Genomic DNA, 19,285 nt, shown 5'->3' on the forward strand with positions numbered 1-19,285 from the left:
CCCGCTTCGTTACTCAGCTTATCCTTGCCATTATCATCTTTCATGAATTTATCCAAAACAACAACGATCTAACAAACTGATACCAATACTCAGACTAAAATATATCTTTTCGTTTCAAAGCTCCAACCCTTATATATGGGAGCCACAGTGCTTGTCCTAAATTGCAAAAGGGATAACTGTTCCGCTTATAACATATGTACCCTTTTCCCACCGAGATTATTCGTATTTTATTTATGATCTTAAAACTTTATATTACTTCCGTGGGTAATGATCTATTTGGAACGACTGGGTATAAAATAAAAACGGCTGCAGTTATCCTACAAGCCGTTTCTACTAATAAATTTTTATGTTTGGTCCGTTTCTCGTAGCGGTCACGAGCCGCATACCGTTACTTCAATAATTCTGATGTTTTTGCCCTATTTTTACACGGAAAAGTAAAAAGGCTGTACGCATACAGGCTTGGACACAGTTACTTGTTGTCCTGTGTAAGTCAAGCGACCGCTTGCCTTGTCCACTTTGAAGGTAACAATATTGTTGGTGTCGCGGTTAGCCACGAGCATATAATCACCATTAGGTGTCAAAGCAAAATGACGCGGATGCTCGCCTTCAGCAGATACATGCTCCACTAGACTCAGCTTGCCTGTTGCAGCGTCTACAGCGTACACTACGATGCTATCATGTCCACGGTTGGAACCGTAAAGATAAGCTCCATCCTGTGAGATCGCAATTTCTGCAGTTGTGTTTTCGTCAGTAAAGTCAGACGGCAATGTCGGTACACTCTCCAGTTCAGTAAGCTTACCAGCTTCTGCATCATATGCGAAAGAAGTAATGGAAGAATCAACTTCGTTAATAACAAAAGCAAATTTACTGTTCGGGTGGAACGTCAAGTGACGTGGACCTGCACCTGCATGGGTTTTTGTTTCACCGTGCAGCACCAGTTGCCCTTTGCTGTCATCAATGGTATAAATACGGATCAGATCCAGTCCAAGATCTTGTACGAACAGGAAGCGGCCGTCCGGGCTAAAGAAGCTGGAATGTGGATGTGGACGATCCTGACGCTCAGGATGCGCTCCTTTGCCCTCGTGCTGTTTAACATCCAGCAACTCACCGATACGTCCGTCCTCAGTCAGAGACACCAGCCCTACCATACCTCCGTGGTAGCTGACCACAATCAGGTAACGATCGGATGGATCACGCTGAATGTGACAAGTTGTGGAGCCTACGTTTTCCGCACGATTTAGCAATGTAAATGTGCCTTTAACCGGGTCAATTTCAAAAGCAGAGGCTTCGCCTACCTTCGCTCCTGCAGCGGAAGTTGTCTCGCCAATAGAATACAGCTTCCGATTTTTAACGTCCACATTTAGGAATGTAGGATTTTTCAAGCCGGAGAACTCATCCTGTAGTGTCAGGGCTCCTGTCTGTTCATTAAAAGTATACGAATAAACTCCGTTACCTTCCAATTCGGCGTAAGAGCCTGCGAATACGAGCAATTTTTGTTGTGCTGTCATGGTTGTGTCCTCCTTGGATTAAAAAAATGATGGGCAATTGGAATGATTGCTCCTGTTACAGATATTGCTTTAAGAGGCGCGCTCCACCACAGGCTCTGTAGACAATGCTACATTTCCTGCTACGGCACGCGAGATCATGCATGAGGTTTCAGCCTGCTCTGCAAGGCGCAATGCTTGTTCGATTTGTGATTCTGCTGCATCGACGGACAATAGAACTCGCGGACGATGCACGATTCGGCGATATGTAAAAATGTTGTTCGTTACATCGACGATCCCTTCCGATTCCAGTGCCAGTGATACCACCGGGAGACTGGCACGCTCCATCATCGCCGCCAAAGTAATCAGATAGCAGGTAGCAGCTGCACCGAGCAGCATTTCATCCGGATTGGTGCCCACACCAGGGCCTCCCATCTCAGCCGGAATCGAAATCGCTGTTCGCAACTGTCCGGCCTCAATACGCCCGTCGCTGTTGCGCCCCCCGTTCCAGTCTGCCTTGAGCAGAAAGGTATGCTCCATTTCAGGTCACTCCTCTCTCTTGTATTATGAATCTTTACACAGGTGAATGTAAAGGTTAGTCAATCTCCTGATTTTTAGTTTCGGTACCCAGCAACCATACAGCAACTGCTCCGATCAGGATCGCTACGAAGAAAATCGCAAAGATAGATGGTAACGCTATGCCTTGTCCTACGAGTATACCAACCACAAAAGGCCCGATTACGCCCCCAATACGGCCAAATGCAGCTGCCATACCCACACCGGTAGAACGGGCAGACGTTGGGTATAGCTCCGGGGTATAAGCATACATGGCGCCCCATGCACCGAGATTAAAGAAGGACAAGCAGATACCAGCAGCCAGCAGCATCCCTGCCGTTTCCGAAGTTCCAAACCAAATAGCGGACACTGCTGTGAGCAACAAGTAGATAATTAGTACAAATTTGCGACCCAGCTTTTCAATCAGATAGGCAGCGGTAAAATAACCTGGTAATTGTGCAAGTGTCATGATTAGGACATACTCAAAGCTTTTAACCAGCTCAAACCCTTTCATAAACATTATGCTTGGCAGCCACAGGAACATGCCATAGTATGAAAATACAACTGTAAACCATAAAATCCACAGCATTAGCGTAGACTTGCGATGGGGTCCTGACCAAATCGCAGCCAAGCGTGCACGTAACGGAAGTTTGACGCTTTGCTGTTTGTATCGCGGTGAATCCTCAATAGCTCTGCGCAAATAAAGAGCGTACAGGGCAGGTACTGCGCCGAGAATAAAGGCAAGCTGCCAACCATATTTCGGAATAACAAAATAGGCAATAAGAGCCGAAAGAATCCAACCTGCCGCCCAGAAGCTTTCCAGCAGCACAACCGCTCTCCCTCGTTCTTTCACAGGCACTGATTCTGACACCAGTGTCGAAGCAACAGGCAATTCTCCACCTAAGCCTGCGCCAGCAATAAAACGCAGCACCAGCAGCATACCGAGACCTGTAGCCAAAGCAGACAAGCCACTGGCAATGGAAAAGATCAACAGGGTCCACACTAATATAGCGCGTCTGCCGTAACGATCTGCCAAAATCCCTGCCAAAGCAGCCCCAAATACCATTCCTATCGAATTCATTGCAGTCAGCAGACCAATCTGCTCTGACCCGAGATGCCACTCCTTAGCCAATGCTGCGACTATAAATGAGAGCAGCCCCACATCCATAGCATCAAACAGCCAGCTAAGTCCTGCGCTAAACAGCAATTTCCTTTTTTTGGCTGGTGGTAATGAAGTTAATTCACTCATGATCCGCTCTCCCTTAAAAATGCATCGTATGTAGACGTATATTCAGGTGTCTTGTCACCTGTAGTCCAGCCTCTATTGTACCGCAAGCTTCCTCAATCCGCGAGCATTTTAACGCAGAAAAAAACGGAAGATTGCCTACGGCAATTCTCCCGCCTTCTGGAACCTGCCACTTACCGGTTTTGGACCAGACCGATGATCGTCACCATGAGCACCAGCAGCTGGATGAGTGTATCGTTACTCATTCCAATCGCCTCCATCCCATATGAGATACTCCTTCGGCCGTTTCCCCTCTCCCCGGATTATGACGCTTGTTCCCCACTACATACCTATGCAGGTGGCGGGAAGCTTATGATCAATATTAGACACAAATCTTCAAACATACATTTAAGGTTTAATCCAGGACCACTGCAAATCCATTTCCTGAATGCATTCACGACTATCATGTTCATCATTGGCCACCAGCGGGGTCACCGGATAGATGCTCATATCACCTTGCTCATACGTGCGCAATAAAGGCAGCAACTCATCAATGTTCTGGAGCGACGGATCTAGCCATGAATCTATTTGGTCTACTTCCAAAATAGCGGGCATACGGCTGTCAAATTCACGTATATCCGTATTAGCTTGAACCGTCATCATCGTACAGGTGCGTAACGGTTCCTTTCGGCTATCCTGCCATATCTCATATAGCCCCGCGACCGCAAACATTTTCTGTTCCGGCAATACCACTCGGACGGCACACATGCGTTTTCCTAATTTTCGCCAATAATAAAATCCATTGCACGGAATAATACAGCGACGGGTTTCCGCCATCTTGCGATAACTGGGATTTACCCGAACGGTATTCAGGTCTGCATTGACACAATCCTTACCCCAATAGGGAATAAATCCCCAGCGAAATTCATCAAGCACCCGTTCTCCATCCTGATGCAGCACGATTGGAACATGCTGGGTGGGACTCATGTTATAACGTGTTTTATAATAATACATGACACGTTGTATACCAAAATGATCCCTGACCTCATCCAAATCTGCCGATAACGAAAATCTTTTGCACATATGCAATTCATCCCTCCGCCTTTTTTTACCTATTGTGCGGATATACAAGGAAAAATATGCATAAGGAAGAATTTCACAAAAATCTGATACTCAAAAACATATAGCAATATCCCCGCAGTCATGAAGCTACGGGGATAGATACTAACTTATATCGTTATTACTTCTTTTCTACGGCGTGGCCGCCAAATTCATTACGCAGCGCAGCAACTACTTTACCATTGAATGTATCGGCATCCAGCGAGCGGTAGCGCATTAGCAAGGACAAGGCAATGACCGGAGTTGCCGCCTGAAGATCCAGTGCTTCCTCAACTGTCCATTTACCTTCGCCGGAAGAGTGCATAACCCCACGGATTTCGTCCAGGTTTGCATCTTTGGAAAATGCGCGTTCTGTCAAGCCCATCAGCCAAGAGCGGATAACGGAACCGTTGTTCCACACACGCGCTACTTGTTCGTAATCAAAGTCAAAGTTACTTTTCTCCAGCACTTCAAAGCCTTCACCGATGGATGCCATCATGCCGTATTCCACACCATTGTGAACCATTTTCAGAAAATGTCCGCTACCGGATTTACCTGCATACAGATATCCATTTTCCACCGCTGTATCGCGGAAAATGGGCTCAACAACTGCCCAAGCTTCTGGATCGCCACCGATCATATAACAAGCACCGTTGCGTGCGCCTTCCATACCGCCAGAAGTTCCTGCATCCATGAAGCTAATACCATATTCTTTCAGACGGGCATGGCGAGCAATGGACTCTTTGTAATGAGAGTTTCCGCCTTCGATAATGATATCTCCTTTGGACAGCATCGGTTGAAGCTGATCCAGTACAGAATCAACAATTTGGTGAGGAACCATAATCCACAGCACTCTAGGGGATTGAGTTGCTTGCACAAGCTCTTCCAAAGTAGAAGCACCTTTAGCTCCATATTCCTTCATTTCTTGGATTGCAGCTGCGTTGACGTCATAAGCCACAACTTCATGCTTGTGATCGATCAGGTTTTTTCCAAGATTCAAGCCCATTTTTCCCAAACCAATTAATCCTACTTGCATTATAAAGGCCTCCTGCCGTAGCAAATATATATTTTGTATACACTTTTTTATGTTGGGTTAAGCACGAACGACTGCTTTTTCAGAGCTTTCGGACTTTTCGTCCAACCACCATGTAAAGCCTTGCTCTTCCAACAATTGATCTGAAGCTTCTGGACCGTAAGAGCCTGCCGCATACGTGTGAAGCGGAACTTCACCACGGGCAAAGGCTTCAAGTACAGGTTGAACCCACACCCAAGACAGCTCCACTTCGTTCCAATGAGCAAAGAAGGTAGAATCGCCGCGCAGCGCATCATAGATGAGGCGTTCATAGGCTTCTGGAACATCCTTGGCCTCAGAATGATAATTCATCAGAACCGTCTCCAGCTGGCCATTGTTCAGCGGATCTCTACTGTTCAGACGTAGCGTTACCTTTTCATCCGGGTTAACATGGATGATCAGCAAGTTCGGGTCTGTAGGCTGCCCTTGAGCAGCATAAGGATCTGTGTTGTCCTTTTTAAATTCCACGACGATACGAGTGGATTTTTCTTTCATGCGTTTGCCAGTACGAATATAGAACGGCACACCCGACCATTGTTCATTATCAATCCAAAGACGAGCTGAAATGAACGTATCATTTTGCGAATCAGGTCCGATATCCGGCTCTTCTTTATAGGATGGAACTGCTTTTCCGTTGATTTCACCTTCGGTATATTGTCCTCTAACTACGTTGGATTTAATATCGGAAGGATCGAGGGCACGAAGCGCGTCCATCACCTTACTTTTCTCGTCCCGCACCTGGTCAGCTGTGATATGTCCCGGTTTGTCCATCGCCGTCATCATCAGCACCTGCAGCATGTGATTTTGTACCATATCACGAATAGCACCGGAGTGATCGTAGTATCCTGCTCGCTCCTCTACACCTACAGTCTCAGATGCGGTAATTTGCACATTGGCAATGTACTGGTTGTTCCATATCCCTTGAAGCAATGGATTAGCAAATTTCAAGGCTTCCAGGTTTTGAACCATGGGCTTACCTAAGTAATGGTCAATACGATAAATCTCATCCTCAGCAAAGGTTCTGCTCAGGCGATCATTCAGCTCACGTGCCGATTCCAAATCATGCCCAAATGGTTTTTCAATAATGAGTCGTTTCCAACCCTTTGTTTCAGCTAAACCACTTTCCCGAATATTGTGGGCAATCACATCAAAAAATTCCGGTGCCACCGATAAATAAAACATGCGGTTCCCCGGAATTCCCAAGTCATTTTCACGTTGCTCAGCAAGCTGTAGCAGCTTTTTATAATCTTCCGGGTGGTTAACGTTCAATGCGCTGTAACGGAAAGCACTTAAGAACTGATCCATCTGTGCACGGTCTTCATTCACATGTCTGGAAAAATCCTTAATGGATTGCTCTACATTACTTTGAAATTGCTCGTCTGCCACTTCACGACGCCCCATCCCAATTACAGAAAAGGAAGCCGGAATTTTACCTTCTACAAACAAATTATACAAGGCAGGGTAAATTTTGCGTTTGGCCAAATCCCCTGTCGCTCCAAATAAGACAAATGTCATTGAATCCATGAAATATTCCTTCTTCCCATTATAAAAGATGAGGTTATTAAAAGTTACCTGAGGAATTAACGTAACCCATAATACACCCAAAATAAGGGGCAAGTCAATCAAATTTTAGCGAAATCGTGAACATTCGATATATCCTGTAATGATAACGTTTTCTGTGGTATGATTGACGATAGGAAAGAGAAAAAACTGTTAAAATTGTCACAGTTGATACAATGCATTATAGTTACTATTGGTATACAGAGTTACTTTTAGTATACTGTTTAAAACAACAATGAAATTGAGGGGATTCAGATGAGCGACGACAGGCAGCCTAAGCTTTTGTGCGGTAAGGTGGAACAGTCCTTTCAGATCATCAGCAAAAAATGGACCGCTCTCATCATTCATACTTTGATGGAACATCCCAAACGATTTAGTGAAATTCAAGTCTCCATACCTGATCTTAGCAAACGCATGCTCAACGAGCGCATCAAGGAACTAGAGCTTTCCGGCCTAATCCTTCGCAATGTCATCACAGAGCGGCCTGTGCGTACCGAATATTCGCTGACACGTAAGGGTAAAGAGCTAGGTGATGCATTGAATGGTGTGGAGAGCTGGGCCGAAAGATGGCTCTAACCGCTAACAGGAGATCGCCAAACACGCTCTCCTGTTATTGTGTTACTCCATGTGGATCATAATACAAGCAATAGGACGAAAATAATGGGACAACCACGCAATAGCTCATGATTTCAGTAATGAGCCAGGAAAGGATGAGACCGATGGCATTTGGCATCACCCGACAGGAACTACTGACCTGGAAAAGAGAGGTCAGCCGTGGCGAGATTGCTTTTCTAACGCATTATTGGCTGGATGACCGCTTTCCAGGCATTACAACTGTCACCAAGGTGGGCTGTTCTGACTTGAATAAGCTACGCTCATGGTGCAAGCTCAACGGATTGGACCCCCAGTATATACATCAGCGTCAGCCCTATCCTCATTTTGATCTCATCGGTAACAAACAGACGGAAATTTTACGCAAGTATGGCATGAGCGATCAACTAAGACGCTTCGAGCCTCATCTTCAACCAAGTACACGCCCATCGTTCTAAACCGCAGCTCTCAGAGTTGCGGTATTTTTGTTTTCATACCGGATAATACCTTGTGTATCCAGATCGCTGACATAGCTCCTTCTCCCATTGCAACCGTCGCTTGCTCGGCATGAGCCCCTAAGTCTCCGGCCACCCATACATTTTCCACGTTTGTCATTTTGCTGCGAGGATGCGTCTCAATATGCTTGTTATGCAGCAGATGTACACCCAGTTGCTCCGCCAACTCTGAATGAACATGGTTGTTTCCAAAGGCTAAGAAGCCCCGCTCTGCTCGAACCACTTGTCCATCAGCCAGCCGCACTCCTTCAAAACAGCCCGGTTGTCCCGTGATAATCTCAGAAATGGTTGCTTCCTTATATTCAATCCCTTTTTCCCGCAGCTTCACAATCAGCTCCTCCGGTACCTCTGAACGCTCATGATTGACATAGACAAGATGATCGGTACGTGCTGACAAAATCAAGGCCATGGAAGCTCCCGCTTTGCCCGCCCCCATGACGACTGTACTGCGATCCTGGACCTCATACCCGTCACAGTCCGGGCACACATATACACTGTTCCCCAAGCAGGCTTGTAGCCCTTCCAGCTTTGGAAAACGGTCCGTCAGCCCTGTGGCCAATAACAGCGTTTTTGACGTATAAACTGACCCTGTCTCCATTTCAATGCCAAAAAGCTCATCTCTCTTGGTCGCTTTAATCGCCTTACCATCAACAAATTCAGTGCCTAGCTTCGTGGCTTCACTACGTCCAAGCCGTCGTAGCTCTTCACCAGAAATCCCGTCAGGAAAGCCCAAAATATTATGATACTGATGGCACAGCGTAGATCGACCATAGCCCGAATCGATCACCAGCACCCGATGACTGCTGTATCTACCCAATTGAATGGCTGCTTGCAATCCGGCAATTCCCCCACCGACAATAATGCAATCGTAGTTCATGTCCTAATTCCTCCTTCAAATACGCGCAAATGCTAAACATCTGCAAAAAAAGCAATCACACTTATGTAAACTTCTCATCCAATTTCAAACATAATATCACCCACTTACGGATGAATTAACCTCGTGCTCTATGTATTCCAAAGGTCACACTCCTTAAAAAATGGAATGGCAAACAGCACTGAGGATTATCTGCAGTGCTGTTCTCAGGTCGAATCTGAATCATTATACTATTGTGATCATTGTTTATAAAAATGGCCAATACCTTTTAATATCTCTGCTATAGCTCTTTCTCAAACTCTAGAGTTAAGAAGTTATAAACCATTAACAGGCCCCTTGGGCTTGATAATGGTCATACTTTCTATTATAGCTCATCCCAATATTACCAATTGTTTGTGAACAGTAAGATTAAGCATCAAGAGCGCTCATATCCAGATGAGCAGCTCCGAATGCAGCTCCCTTAGGAACTGCTTCATCGATTCGCTTCAAATCTTCTTGTGTAAGCATTATTTCTGTAGCACTGGCATTTTCCTCCAAGTACTTTCTACGTTTCGTTCCTGGAATTGGAACAATGTCGTTTCCTTGTGCCATTAGCCAAGCTAATGCCAATTGGGAGGGCTTAATGCCTTTCTCGGTGGCTATTTCTTCAATAAGCTTTACGAGATTCAGATTCTTGATGAAATTCTCCCCCTGAAAACGGGGCGAGAACCTTCTGGCATCGTCTTCCGCTAGATCTTCGAACTTTTGGATTTGACCTGTTAGAAATCCGTACCCGAGCGGACTGAAGGCGACAAAACCAATCCCGAGCTCGCGACATACTGCCAAAATGTCATCTTCTACATCGCGACTCCAGAGCGAATACTCCGACTGCAAAGCAGTAATGGGATGTACCGCATGTGCGCGCCGAATAGTTGCCACGGAGGCCTCAGACAACCCAATATGACGGACTTTGCCCTCACGTACCAGTTCGGACATGGCACCAACCGTTTCTTCAATAGGAGTATCAGGATCGATCCGATGTTGATAGTACAAATCGATGTAGTCTGTGCCAAGTCGGCGAAGACTGGCGTCGCAAGCCGCTTTAACATATTCGGGACGACCATTCACGCCAAGATTTGCCCCGTCATCGCTTCGCACAACTCCGAATTTTGTTCCCAGAATGACTTTGCTACGCAGCCCTTTCAAGGCTTTGCCGATGAGCTCTTCGTTATCACCTACGCCATACATATCCGCCGTGTCCAGAAAATTTATACCCAGTTCGATAGAACCGTGCAGTGTACGGATCGATTCTGTTTTGTCACGACCACTGTAAAAATCGGACATACCCATGCAGCCTAGTCCAAGTGCCGAAACCTCCAAGCCGCTTTTGCCTAGCATTCTTTTCTTCAAAAGATTCACGCCTTTCTATTAAATTAAATGATATGGTGTCAATATCTTCTTATAAATTAACTTGTTTCATTCCTTGCTCAGGCATACGTTCACCATATGCTGTTGGACTAACAGCATCAATACGGGCTAAATCTTCAGAAGTAAGCTGAATGTCAACAGCACATGCGTTTTGTTCTAGATATTTTCGGCGTTTCGTACCTGGAATTGGCAACGCGCCATTGGCCATTGTCCAGGCTAGCGCTAATTGTGGGACAGTACAGTTTTTCTCTTTAGCAATTTCACTAAGCTTGTCTACTATATCAACGTTTTTCTGAAAGTTATCACCTTGAAAACGAGGTAGATATCTACGAAAATCATTATCATCAAGATCCTCAAATTTTCGAAGTTCGCCGGTGATGAATCCCCTGCTTAGAGGACTGTAAGCTACAAAAGTAATTCCCAGTTCTTTAATGGTAGGAAGAATCTCCTCTTCAATGTCCCGACTCCAAAGAGAATATTCCGATTGTAATGCGGAGATTGGATGTACCGCATGTGCTCGGCGAATCGTAGATGCGCCGGCTTCAGAAAGACCAAGATAACGTACTTTTCCTGCTTTAACTAGACCAGCCATAGCACCAACCGTCTCTTCGATTGGGATATCAGGATCGACTCGATGCTGATAATAGAGGTCGATATAATCAATATCAAGACGCCGTAAGCTTTCATCGATTGCTTTTTTAATGTAATCAGGATGTCCCCCGATAAACTCCCAATCAGGTCCAAATGAAAACTTAGTAGCGACAATCGCCTGCTCTCTGCGCCCCTTCAGTGCTTTGCCTAAAAGTTCCTCATTATGTCCTTTGCCATACGTATCAGCGGTATCAAACAACGTTATTCCAAGATCTAAAGCTCGATGTATCGTTTTAATAGACTCTTCATCATTTATGGTTCCATAAATACCCGGAGACATTCCCATCATACCCAATCCAATAGAAGAAACAACAAGATCACTATGGCCAAGTTTCTGCGTTTTCATTTAAATCATCCTCACTTTAAGTAGTTAACTGCCCATTCATCTTACCACACAAAGTATATAAATTAAACACTTTACATAAAAAACGTCTATTTAATCAAAATAATATGTGATGTATCTGTTATTATGGATTTAGGGTATAATTATATATTCAGATTACAATGAACATGGGGGTTTATGATTTGAGTAGCAAAATTAACAATTGTGATAAAATGAATGAGACGCGAAATAAGCTTATTACAAAAATCCTTCCTTACTTTCGAAAAAATGACCTTCAATCTGCTCGAATGGATGAAATCGCAAAAGTGATGGAGATTAGCAGAGCGACTTTATATAAATACTTCTCAACTAAAGAAGAAATAATCTTATACATCGTGGATGGTTTTGTAGATTACATGAATGAACTGACTTCAAATTCTTTAGATTCAGATCAAAATTTTGGTATTCGATTCCAACAAATATTTGAACAATCTGTCTTGCTTGTCGAATACTTTACAGATGTTTTCTTAAATGAACTCGAAAATAGTTATCCAGATTCTTATGATCGATTGAATGAAGCCATGAAGCAGCGAGAACAGCAAGTATTAACTTTCTATGAAGAAGGCGTTCGAAAAGGCATTTTTTATAATATCAATGGCAAGCTGCTAATCATGCAGGATGAACTTCTTCGAAGTCTGTTTAATGTCAAATATTTAATGACAAACCAAATAACCATTCAACAAATTTTATATGATTATTATCAATTAAAGAAAATTCAGTTATTTAAACCCGAAAAAATTTCAGCTGTCGATGATGAAGTCATGATGCCGAGAATTGAGTATTTGGCTCAAAAGATTATAAAAAATCTTTTTTGATTCATAGTGAGCATCAATCACCCTCTGCATCAATTCTTCCAGTTCCTCCTTTTCGTTTATCGTCTCACTTACTTCTATGATTTGTTGTTCATAACCGTTTGGTGAAATTCCAGCCGCTTGGACTTGCAGTAGCCCATTTTGACTGCCGCATAAGAGTCGATCCCGAAAGGGCGAATTTTCGCCCCTTAACGGTACCGGTATGAATCTTAGTAGATATTCGGGTGAGTGCCGAAGGCGGTGAGGCTTGCCCGGATTTCCGCTTAAATGAATTGGCAGGCTGTACTATATGAAAGTAAAAAGGTGAGCATGAATATCCAATAAAAAAACCGCCGGCGGCGGTTTTTTTTATTGGATATTGGTTATAGGTTATACGAAAATTCGCAAAACCCTTACTTAAATGTTTTTACGCGTTCCTCAATCGGCTGAAATTCTTTGTCACCTGGTTGGAATGTCGGTTTACCAAATGGCATTTCAGCAATCAGTTTCCAGTGCTCAGGAATGTTCCATTCATTTTTCACTTTTTCGTCGATCAAAGGATTATAGTGCTGAAGAGATGCGCCCAATCCTTCTTGCTCCAGAGCCGTCCATACAACCAGTTGCAGCATACCGTTAGATTGATTGGCCCAGATTGGGAAATTGTCCGCATACGCTTCAAATTGTTGTTGCAGACCAGCTACCACGTTGTTGTCTTCAAAGAACAAGACCGTTCCGTAACCGCTGCGGAAACCGTTCATTTTCTCAGCAGTAGATTTGAATTGTTCTTCATTGCCTACCACTTCCCGCAAAATATCTTCTGTAATATTCCACAGTTTGTCATGATGCTCTCCGAGCAACACTACAGCGCGTGAAGTTTGGGAATTGAAAGAGGTAGGTGTGTACTTCACAGCTTCCTCTACGATCTCTTGAATCCGTTGGTCAGAAATTACTTGTTCTTTGCTAATGCCATAATAGGAGCGTCTGTCTTTCAGAGCTGTGAAGAAGTCTTTAGTCATTTTGTTACCTCCTGAGAAAAATTAATTACTTTTCGTAACTTAATATACATCGTATATATCTTAAAGTCAAGAGATTTCTTTTTAAATATTACCAGTTAGTCGAAAATTATACGCCGCCATTATATTTTTTCTCACTAGAAGAGGTGTGCTTGGTTACATCCTTGTCTCTCTCCTCTTGTCTTTCCATCTTTAAATCCTCAACGGGAATGGCATCTACCGTCTGCTCGATTTCAAAACGGTCGAACAAGCTTTCCTGATCTGTCGGATACTGCTCTGCATGATCACGATTAATCGGCTGTTCCTGATGTTTAGATTCCGTTGTCTCTTTCCCCGTCTGGCTTTTTTGCTCATTCTCACCGTGTAGCTTATCTTCAAATGGGTTCATCTTTCTTCCCTCCCTATCGGATTGGTATCCACAGTATACTTTTACCTTTCAGGTTGGGGATTAAACGCAAAAAAGAGAAAATCTCCGAAAGATTTTCTCTACTCATGCTCTTATAGATCGTTGACTGGGTTATTCCGAGCTGGATTTACGTGTACACTCATGAAAAAGATGAGGTTCCAGCTTCTCTCCCGCTACGAGCTTCTGCACCAGCTCTGTACCTGAGGCGGGGGTCATTTGACCATACCAGTCCCCTTGCGGATATACGATCACAACCGCAGCATCATGACAGCGCCCATTACAACGAGTTCTGGTCGTGTGAATATAGGCTTCTGCATGCTGTTTACGAATTTCATCCCGAATTGCTTGTGTAACTTCTTCGCCTTCATGTCGCATACATGTGCCTCCATTGCAGATCAACACATGATGCTTCATCGGTTCTAAATCAAAAATAGCCATAGCTTCCCCTTTAATCAACAGTTGTTGGTTTTATATCAATGTTTATCTGGATAAAGAACAAGCCGTGCTTCCATCTGCCCGTCTTCAATCGTCAGCACGATAAATGAGTATTCGTCTTCACCGCGCTTGTCCGTCGGAGACCCCGGATTAAGGACAAGCAGATCATCTATCTTTTTGACCACAGGAATATGCGAATGTCCATAAATCAGGCAATCCAATGTTTCTCCCTTAAATGTATTCAGTGCGATATTCTCTGTCGAGCCGCGCCAGCCGTGACCATGAACCATGCCGATCCGCTTGCCTTGGACTTCAACGATTCGTTGATAGCCTAGACGCTCCACGATGTCGGTTCCATCATTGTTTCCGGCAATGCCCTTCACAGGCGCAAATTCAGCTAGACGTTCATATACGAACCAATCCGTCCAGTCTCCGGCATGGAGAATGAAGTCACTGCCTTTTAACTCCCGCACAAGCCGACTAGGCAGTGTTTTGCTTCTGTGTGGCATATGAGTGTCTGAAAGTACGATGATTTTCATATCAATTTCTCCTTACCAGCGTCTTCACACGGATGAACTTTGTTGCCCAACCCGCTGCTGGAGCGCCTGCTCCAGATCTCGCAACGTAACAGTCTCGAAAAACGCCTGGATTTTCTGCTCTGCCACAGTGTATAAACCGTCCAACAAAGCGTCTATGTTCCTGCCAACCTCGCAATTATGATTGCTGTCGGTATGGATGGCAAACAGCGGGCCTTCATCCTTGGTCGCTTCATAGATCATTTTCAGATTGATGTTTGAACTCGACATGCTTAGACGAAAGCCACGCGCTCCCGGTGACGAATCCACCAGACCCGCTTGCTTGAGTCGGCTCATAATTCTTCTTACAACTACCGGGTTAGTATTGATACTGGAAGCAATAAGTGACGAAGTCATTCGCTCGGGTGCCCCTTCAGCCAGAAGAAGCAGACAATGGATACTAACGGAAAAATGGGTACTCATGTTAACCACCTTTATTTGTGTGCCTCATTAAATGTTTGGTAAAATGCATGTTTCCATCATACCACAATAGAGGCAACGACACAGTGCTAGCTATTCCTTACTCCGGAAAATAGTCATTTTCAGGGCGTACTCGCACTTTTAGTTGGCGCACACTATATTCCAACTGCTTAATGATATCCTCCAGTTGACGACGGTCAAGTGCATTAAAGTCGGTGGCAGGCTTGGGTGCACTTTTCAAATCACGTATGGTTGCCTGCTGCTCCTGCCACTTGTCCATCAGGTCGGCTATATTCGCATAAAAGCGTTCATAATCCTTGATTACTTCATCCAGAAAGGCATCCACCTCATCCGGATCATAGCCGCGCATTTTATTTTTGAACTGTTTCTCATGAATGGAGAGCGCGTCCAGCTGAATGCCCAGTTGTTTAAACAACTGCTTTTGCTTATCCAGACGACGCTTCATATGTTCATCCATCGGTTTTCCCTCCTTAACACACTATTCTTTTTATATCACATTCTAGGCTGGGAATAAAAGTCTCTGTGATTGCTAGGGTCTATGAACGGGTATAAAAGAGCATACACGCCACTCATACACACCATGAAGGGGAGAGATGATCATGAACCATTTGAACGATTCGCAGCTTGCAGAGCTGAAACATATGTTATTGGAGCAGAAAAAGGACTTAGAAAAACATTTTAAACAAAATGGTCAGGAAAATACGAAATTGGGAGAAACACTGACAGATTCCACAGGGGAACTCTCATCCTATGATAACCACCCTGCTGATATAGGGACGGAAACCTTTGAACGATCCCGTGACCTGGCGATTAACGAGTCGCTGGAAAACGAACTGGAGCAGGTTAATGCAGCCCTGCAACGGATGGAAGATGGGACGTATGGAATATGTGTGGAGAGCGGCGAAGAAATTCCTTTTGAACGGTTACAAGCCATTCCATATACAGCCTATACCGTCGAGCACACGCCAACACGGAAATTATCGAATGACCGTCCAATCGAGGAACAGGTTATGACTCCGCCGCCCAAAGGTGCAGGTGAGGTTCGCCAACGGAATGCAGGACGATTTGACGATGCGGGTGCATGGGACGCAGTAGAAAAATACGGCACATCGAATTCGCCTGCGACAGCCGCCAAGCGTGATGTTACAGATTATGATGAAAATATGTAATGCTCGAATGTGCAAAGACTCATTAAAAATACCTATGTATTGGTTCATCTAAAAAAGCAGCTTGTCCTTGGGACAGGCTGCCTTTTTATGCCTTCTGGGAATACGGTAATCCTGCTTATCCAATCTCTATCCGTTTACGACTGCGAGCTGATTCAATACAGGCGTCGATCACTTTCATATTACTAACCGCATCTTCTGGCTCATATGGCAAAGGAATACCGTCAAGCACGGCTTCGGCAAAAGCATCAGCTTGCAGTTCAAAAGAATTAAAACCCTTTAGACGTTCCTCACGCGTAACCGAACCAACGTGAACGAAAATTTGTGGTACGACAGAGGTTCTTTCCCAACCGAACATTTTGGGCATCGCAATCGTACCCTTGCTGCCGAGAATTTCCATGTTGGAACGGTTGGCTGCCCACATGCCACAATCGAAAGTAAGGTTGACTCCACCCGGAAATTCTAGCAGACCGGAGGCCATCATATCAACGTTGTCATGCTCCGGGGAAAATAAAGCATGTACCGTCACTGCCTCCGGCTCCCGATCCAAATACATACGAGCGGCTGATATCGGATATACGCCCACATCATACAACGAGCCACCGCCCATGCTTTTATTAAAGCGCACATTATCTGCCTGATCGGTATTGTTAAATGTAAACGTGCAATGAATGCCGCGAATGTCACCAATTTCCCCACTATTGATGATTTCCTTAATTCTTCGATGTTTGGGATGATAGCGATACATAAAAGCTTCTGCAAAAGTCACTCCTGCACGGCGACATGCTTCAATCATACGGCTTGTCCCGGCCGAGCTAAGAGAAGATGGTTTTTCACACAAAACATGCTTGCCGGCCTCCGCTGCTTTTATGGTCCATTCTTCATGCAGATGGTTCGGCAACGGTATATACACTGCTCCGATTTCGGGATCGGCCAACAGCTCGTCATAGCTTCCATAACTTCTCGGAATATCGAACTCCCGGGCGGCCTCAGTGGCTTTATCCGCATTACGACTAGCAATTCCAAGTACTTCTCCGCGTTCGGATTGCTGAATCGCCGGAATTACAGCGATTTTGGCGATCTCCGCCGTGCCTAAAATTCCCCATTTCAGCTTTCTACCCATCATTCTCATCCTTTCGTCGTCAGGAATAGTTGTCTTGTTCCGCTTTATGCAGCATACCTAAGCAACGGTCCAGGTCGGCTTTGACCTGCTTTTTGTACAGCCGAGCTTTCTCCTCTCCATCGTCTGTGAAATGATAGAGCACAATCTCCTGGAAATCTACACGCGGGTCTGTTCCTTTTAATCGTTTGGTACGGTAAAAAACGCCTTCCTGAACCAGTTCATGCAGTGCCCGGTAGACCTCGCTTTGAGGCGGAACATATCCGAAACCACTAAACTCATCTTTCATCGATTCGAGCATCTGATATCCATATCCGCGATGCCTCTCTACCATTGTGATCAGATAAATTTTGATAAAAGCCCGCTGGGATATCATAAACGCCATTTCACAACCTCCTCTACACCTTATTCAAGTCTCTTATCTTCCATTATAAACCACTCTGCGTCCATAGACTATTTCCTTTCATAAATATGAGAGCTTACGAGAATTCTCCCTCCCTTGTGACTGGTGTTAAGATGACGAGAACTATGGAATGAAGCATTCTAGAGTAGTGTGCGTAGCGCTGAGGGGTGATTTTATGATTTTCTATTGTGAATTTTTCATGTATTGAAATAGAATAATACCACTTAAAAAAGTATCCCTTGGCCTTCTTCTGAGGGCTTCGGGATACTTTTTGTGAAATAATGTAACTTGATCGCTAAATCAAGCTTGCTTTTGTATGGCTGGCGGACTTCCTGCCGGACGAGGACGAATCCGAAGCCCCACAATCCATTTACCCAAAGGCAAATGTGCCAGCACCCATGTTCCAGCAATGGAAAAGATCATACAAAGAACGAATGAAGCCAGTGTACGAAGAACGTGACTCCAATCGGCAAACAACGCACTATCAAAATAGTAGGTTGCGCGCAACATAAAGGCATGCATCAGATACGCTCCATAGGACAATGTTCCGATGGCCGTTAGCACCCTCGCCGCACGCCCTCCCTTGTGAGCAATCCACGTTGCTATCCGATAAGCTACAAAAATAGACGTGATGCAATATACAGCCATGACCGGACGTAGCAGAGACAAGTAGTTAAAGGAAAGAACCGTACCTCGTGTTGTCTGAAACTGACCAATCATCTCATACAGCAAGTACCCTGTAATCACGATAAACAACGGCCAGTATACCAACTGTGCCTTGATGACCCAAGCATTCCAACGCTTGATGTTCATTCCGGCTGCCGCTCCTAATATAAAATAAAAGAAAAAATAGATCACATTCCGGTCAGCATATATGGTAAACCAAGAAGAAATGACGGGAAGCTGGAGCTGATCCATCACTTGATATACGGGTCCAACCGCGAACATAAGCAAAATATAGAGTACGCCGAATCCAGTCAATGCGGTGGGTCGCCATGTTGAAGGCAGTAGCGCAGACAAACGACGTACAGCATAACGAAACACGGGAAATAGCACATAACATTGAATAATCATAACGATATACCACAGATGATAGCTGCTTTTCCCGTTCAACAGCTTCTGGACAAAATCTAACGGGTGAATTAACCCTCCACCTTGCGCAAGCTGATTCCCCAACTCGTATAAAAGAGACCATATAATATAAGGAACAATGATGTCCATGAATCGTTTACGTAAAAACGTCCCATACTTTAAGGCTCCATCATAATTGTAAAATAGCACCATTCCAGTAATAAACACAAACACAGGCACTGCAAATTTGGCACACAGTAGTAATAGTGTCATCACAACTCCGTCCTGGATGCGCGCCCCCTGCGCAACCGCATAGTGTGCGACGGAATGCTGAAGAACAACGGCTGCAAAAGCCAGTCCTCTCAGCAAAGCAACTTCGGAAATTCTCTCTTTTTGACTCATGTCACTCTCCTGTTGCATCTAGCAATTTATAATCCAGGATTTTTGTAA

22 protein-coding genes are annotated in these 19,285 nt (G+C 44.6%); 4 read left to right on the plus strand and 18 right to left on the minus strand.

The window, feature by feature from the left end; genetic code table 11:
• Positions 1-422: 422 nt before the first annotated feature.
• The 6 genes from ACXHJ1_RS21360 to zwf form a co-directional block, all read right to left on the minus strand.
• Complete coding sequence (locus ACXHJ1_RS21360) at positions 423-1,508, minus strand: lactonase family protein (RefSeq protein ID WP_457905202.1); 1,086 nt, start codon at positions 1,506-1,508, stop codon at positions 423-425.
• A 69-nt stretch (positions 1,509-1,577) separates the two neighbouring features.
• On the minus strand, positions 1,578-2,024 hold the full coding sequence (locus tag ACXHJ1_RS21365) for an OsmC family protein (protein WP_019687051.1): 447 nt from the start codon (positions 2,022-2,024) through the stop codon (positions 1,578-1,580).
• Positions 2,025-2,079: 55 nt separating this feature from the next.
• A complete protein-coding gene (locus tag ACXHJ1_RS21370; protein WP_017428336.1) occupies positions 2,080-3,288 on the minus strand; it encodes an MFS transporter in 1,209 nt (402 codons plus the stop codon).
• Between the two features lie 384 nt (positions 3,289-3,672).
• Positions 3,673-4,347, minus strand: a complete 675-nt coding sequence (locus tag ACXHJ1_RS21375; protein ID WP_017428335.1) for an SOS response-associated peptidase — start codon at positions 4,345-4,347, stop codon at positions 3,673-3,675.
• Positions 4,348-4,504: 157 nt separating this feature from the next.
• Positions 4,505-5,398: a phosphogluconate dehydrogenase (NAD(+)-dependent, decarboxylating) gene (gene gnd, locus ACXHJ1_RS21380; protein WP_016821053.1), complete on the minus strand. Its 894-nt coding sequence runs from the start codon at positions 5,396-5,398 to the stop codon at positions 4,505-4,507.
• Positions 5,399-5,455: 57 nt separating this feature from the next.
• Positions 5,456-6,958 (minus strand): glucose-6-phosphate dehydrogenase, encoded by a 1,503-nt coding sequence (zwf, locus tag ACXHJ1_RS21385; protein WP_016821052.1) that lies wholly within the window; start codon positions 6,956-6,958, stop codon positions 5,456-5,458.
• 291 nt (positions 6,959-7,249) lie between these two features.
• Here zwf and ACXHJ1_RS21390 point away from each other — a divergent pair, with 291 nt between their 5' ends.
• A complete protein-coding gene (locus ACXHJ1_RS21390; RefSeq protein WP_014599691.1) occupies positions 7,250-7,570 on the plus strand; it encodes a winged helix-turn-helix transcriptional regulator in 321 nt (106 codons plus the stop codon).
• A gap of 143 nt (positions 7,571-7,713) precedes the next feature.
• The gene (locus tag ACXHJ1_RS21395; protein WP_250247184.1) at positions 7,714-8,043 is read left to right on the plus strand and encodes a hypothetical protein; all 330 of its coding nucleotides are present in this window, start codon (positions 7,714-7,716) and stop codon (positions 8,041-8,043) included.
• Positions 8,044-8,053: 10 nt separating this feature from the next.
• Here ACXHJ1_RS21395 and ACXHJ1_RS21400 read toward each other — a convergent pair whose 3' ends face one another.
• The 3 genes from ACXHJ1_RS21400 to ACXHJ1_RS21410 form a co-directional block, all read right to left on the minus strand.
• Positions 8,054-8,977: an NAD(P)/FAD-dependent oxidoreductase gene (locus ACXHJ1_RS21400; protein WP_457905203.1), complete on the minus strand. Its 924-nt coding sequence runs from the start codon at positions 8,975-8,977 to the stop codon at positions 8,054-8,056.
• A 405-nt stretch (positions 8,978-9,382) separates the two neighbouring features.
• The gene (locus tag ACXHJ1_RS21405; RefSeq protein WP_107734197.1) at positions 9,383-10,363 is read right to left on the minus strand and encodes an aldo/keto reductase; all 981 of its coding nucleotides are present in this window, start codon (positions 10,361-10,363) and stop codon (positions 9,383-9,385) included.
• A gap of 49 nt (positions 10,364-10,412) precedes the next feature.
• Positions 10,413-11,378, minus strand: coding sequence for an aldo/keto reductase (locus ACXHJ1_RS21410; protein ID WP_330721395.1), 966 nt, complete (start codon positions 11,376-11,378; stop codon positions 10,413-10,415).
• A gap of 179 nt (positions 11,379-11,557) precedes the next feature.
• On the opposite strand from ACXHJ1_RS21410, the gene ACXHJ1_RS21415 reads away from it, so the two are divergent.
• Positions 11,558-12,229 carry a TetR/AcrR family transcriptional regulator gene (locus tag ACXHJ1_RS21415; protein ID WP_243208200.1) on the plus strand — a complete coding sequence of 224 codons (672 nt, stop codon included), beginning with the start codon at positions 11,558-11,560 and terminating at the stop codon, positions 12,227-12,229.
• Positions 12,230-12,618: 389 nt separating this feature from the next.
• On the opposite strand, the gene ACXHJ1_RS21420 is transcribed toward ACXHJ1_RS21415, so the two are convergent.
• From ACXHJ1_RS21420 to ACXHJ1_RS21445, 6 genes are all read right to left on the minus strand, one after another.
• Positions 12,619-13,221, minus strand: a complete 603-nt coding sequence (locus ACXHJ1_RS21420) for a nitroreductase family protein (protein WP_016821049.1) — start codon at positions 13,219-13,221, stop codon at positions 12,619-12,621.
• A gap of 106 nt (positions 13,222-13,327) precedes the next feature.
• Positions 13,328-13,606: a hypothetical protein gene (locus ACXHJ1_RS21425; RefSeq protein ID WP_025364693.1), complete on the minus strand. Its 279-nt coding sequence runs from the start codon at positions 13,604-13,606 to the stop codon at positions 13,328-13,330.
• 129 nt (positions 13,607-13,735) lie between these two features.
• On the minus strand, positions 13,736-14,062 hold the full coding sequence (locus ACXHJ1_RS21430) for a (2Fe-2S) ferredoxin domain-containing protein (protein WP_017428329.1): 327 nt from the start codon (positions 14,060-14,062) through the stop codon (positions 13,736-13,738).
• Between the two features lie 35 nt (positions 14,063-14,097).
• Positions 14,098-14,598, minus strand: a complete 501-nt coding sequence (locus ACXHJ1_RS21435; RefSeq protein WP_457905204.1) for a metallophosphoesterase family protein — start codon at positions 14,596-14,598, stop codon at positions 14,098-14,100.
• Between the two features lie 24 nt (positions 14,599-14,622).
• On the minus strand, positions 14,623-15,057 hold the full coding sequence (locus ACXHJ1_RS21440) for an Rrf2 family transcriptional regulator (RefSeq protein WP_013310015.1): 435 nt from the start codon (positions 15,055-15,057) through the stop codon (positions 14,623-14,625).
• A 97-nt stretch (positions 15,058-15,154) separates the two neighbouring features.
• Positions 15,155-15,532 carry a DivIVA domain-containing protein gene (locus ACXHJ1_RS21445; protein ID WP_016821045.1) on the minus strand — a complete coding sequence of 126 codons (378 nt, stop codon included), beginning with the start codon at positions 15,530-15,532 and terminating at the stop codon, positions 15,155-15,157.
• Positions 15,533-15,674: 142 nt separating this feature from the next.
• On the opposite strand from ACXHJ1_RS21445, the gene ACXHJ1_RS21450 reads away from it, so the two are divergent.
• The gene (locus tag ACXHJ1_RS21450) at positions 15,675-16,244 is read left to right on the plus strand and encodes a TraR/DksA C4-type zinc finger protein (RefSeq protein WP_457905205.1); all 570 of its coding nucleotides are present in this window, start codon (positions 15,675-15,677) and stop codon (positions 16,242-16,244) included.
• A gap of 115 nt (positions 16,245-16,359) precedes the next feature.
• On the opposite strand, the gene ACXHJ1_RS21455 is transcribed toward ACXHJ1_RS21450, so the two are convergent.
• The 3 genes from ACXHJ1_RS21455 to ACXHJ1_RS21465 form a co-directional block, all read right to left on the minus strand.
• The gene (locus ACXHJ1_RS21455; protein WP_193190043.1) at positions 16,360-17,364 is read right to left on the minus strand and encodes a Gfo/Idh/MocA family protein; all 1,005 of its coding nucleotides are present in this window, start codon (positions 17,362-17,364) and stop codon (positions 16,360-16,362) included.
• Positions 17,365-17,383: 19 nt separating this feature from the next.
• Entirely contained in the window at positions 17,384-17,746 is a 363-nt protein-coding gene (locus tag ACXHJ1_RS21460; RefSeq protein ID WP_013310011.1) for a helix-turn-helix transcriptional regulator, read from the minus strand.
• A gap of 318 nt (positions 17,747-18,064) precedes the next feature.
• Entirely contained in the window at positions 18,065-19,237 is a 1,173-nt protein-coding gene (locus ACXHJ1_RS21465) for an acyltransferase (RefSeq protein ID WP_457905206.1), read from the minus strand.
• Between the last annotated feature and the right edge of the window lie 48 nt (positions 19,238-19,285).

It is taken from the genome of Paenibacillus sp. ALE2, from assembly GCF_054113385.1.

Coding starts and splice junctions, on each gene's coding strand:
- ACXHJ1_RS21360 (WP_457905202.1), bottom strand. CDS start 1,508: ATGACAGCACAACAAAAATTGCTCGTATTCGCAGGCTCTTACGCCGAA.
- ACXHJ1_RS21365 (WP_019687051.1), bottom strand. CDS start 2,024: ATGGAGCATACCTTTCTGCTCAAGGCAGACTGGAACGGGGGGCGCAAC.
- ACXHJ1_RS21370 (WP_017428336.1), bottom strand. CDS start 3,288: ATGAGTGAATTAACTTCATTACCACCAGCCAAAAAAAGGAAATTGCTG.
- ACXHJ1_RS21375 (WP_017428335.1), bottom strand. CDS start 4,347: ATGTGCAAAAGATTTTCGTTATCGGCAGATTTGGATGAGGTCAGGGAT.
- gnd (WP_016821053.1), bottom strand. CDS start 5,398: ATGCAAGTAGGATTAATTGGTTTGGGAAAAATGGGCTTGAATCTTGGA.
- zwf (WP_016821052.1), bottom strand. CDS start 6,958: ATGGATTCAATGACATTTGTCTTATTTGGAGCGACAGGGGATTTGGCC.
- ACXHJ1_RS21390 (WP_014599691.1), top strand. CDS start 7,250: ATGAGCGACGACAGGCAGCCTAAGCTTTTGTGCGGTAAGGTGGAACAG.
- ACXHJ1_RS21395 (WP_250247184.1), top strand. CDS start 7,714: ATGGCATTTGGCATCACCCGACAGGAACTACTGACCTGGAAAAGAGAG.
- ACXHJ1_RS21400 (WP_457905203.1), bottom strand. CDS start 8,977: ATGAACTACGATTGCATTATTGTCGGTGGGGGAATTGCCGGATTGCAA.
- ACXHJ1_RS21410 (WP_330721395.1), bottom strand. CDS start 11,378: ATGAAAACGCAGAAACTTGGCCATAGTGATCTTGTTGTTTCTTCTATT.
- ACXHJ1_RS21420 (WP_016821049.1), bottom strand. CDS start 13,221: ATGACTAAAGACTTCTTCACAGCTCTGAAAGACAGACGCTCCTATTAT.
- ACXHJ1_RS21425 (WP_025364693.1), bottom strand. CDS start 13,606: ATGAACCCATTTGAAGATAAGCTACACGGTGAGAATGAGCAAAAAAGC.
- ACXHJ1_RS21430 (WP_017428329.1), bottom strand. CDS start 14,062: ATGGCTATTTTTGATTTAGAACCGATGAAGCATCATGTGTTGATCTGC.
- ACXHJ1_RS21435 (WP_457905204.1), bottom strand. CDS start 14,598: ATGAAAATCATCGTACTTTCAGACACTCATATGCCACACAGAAGCAAA.
- ACXHJ1_RS21440 (WP_013310015.1), bottom strand. CDS start 15,057: ATGAGTACCCATTTTTCCGTTAGTATCCATTGTCTGCTTCTTCTGGCT.
- ACXHJ1_RS21445 (WP_016821045.1), bottom strand. CDS start 15,532: ATGGATGAACATATGAAGCGTCGTCTGGATAAGCAAAAGCAGTTGTTT.
- ACXHJ1_RS21450 (WP_457905205.1), top strand. CDS start 15,675: ATGAACCATTTGAACGATTCGCAGCTTGCAGAGCTGAAACATATGTTA.
- ACXHJ1_RS21455 (WP_193190043.1), bottom strand. CDS start 17,364: ATGGGTAGAAAGCTGAAATGGGGAATTTTAGGCACGGCGGAGATCGCC.
- ACXHJ1_RS21460 (WP_013310011.1), bottom strand. CDS start 17,746: ATGGCGTTTATGATATCCCAGCGGGCTTTTATCAAAATTTATCTGATC.
- ACXHJ1_RS21465 (WP_457905206.1), bottom strand. CDS start 19,237: ATGAGTCAAAAAGAGAGAATTTCCGAAGTTGCTTTGCTGAGAGGACTG.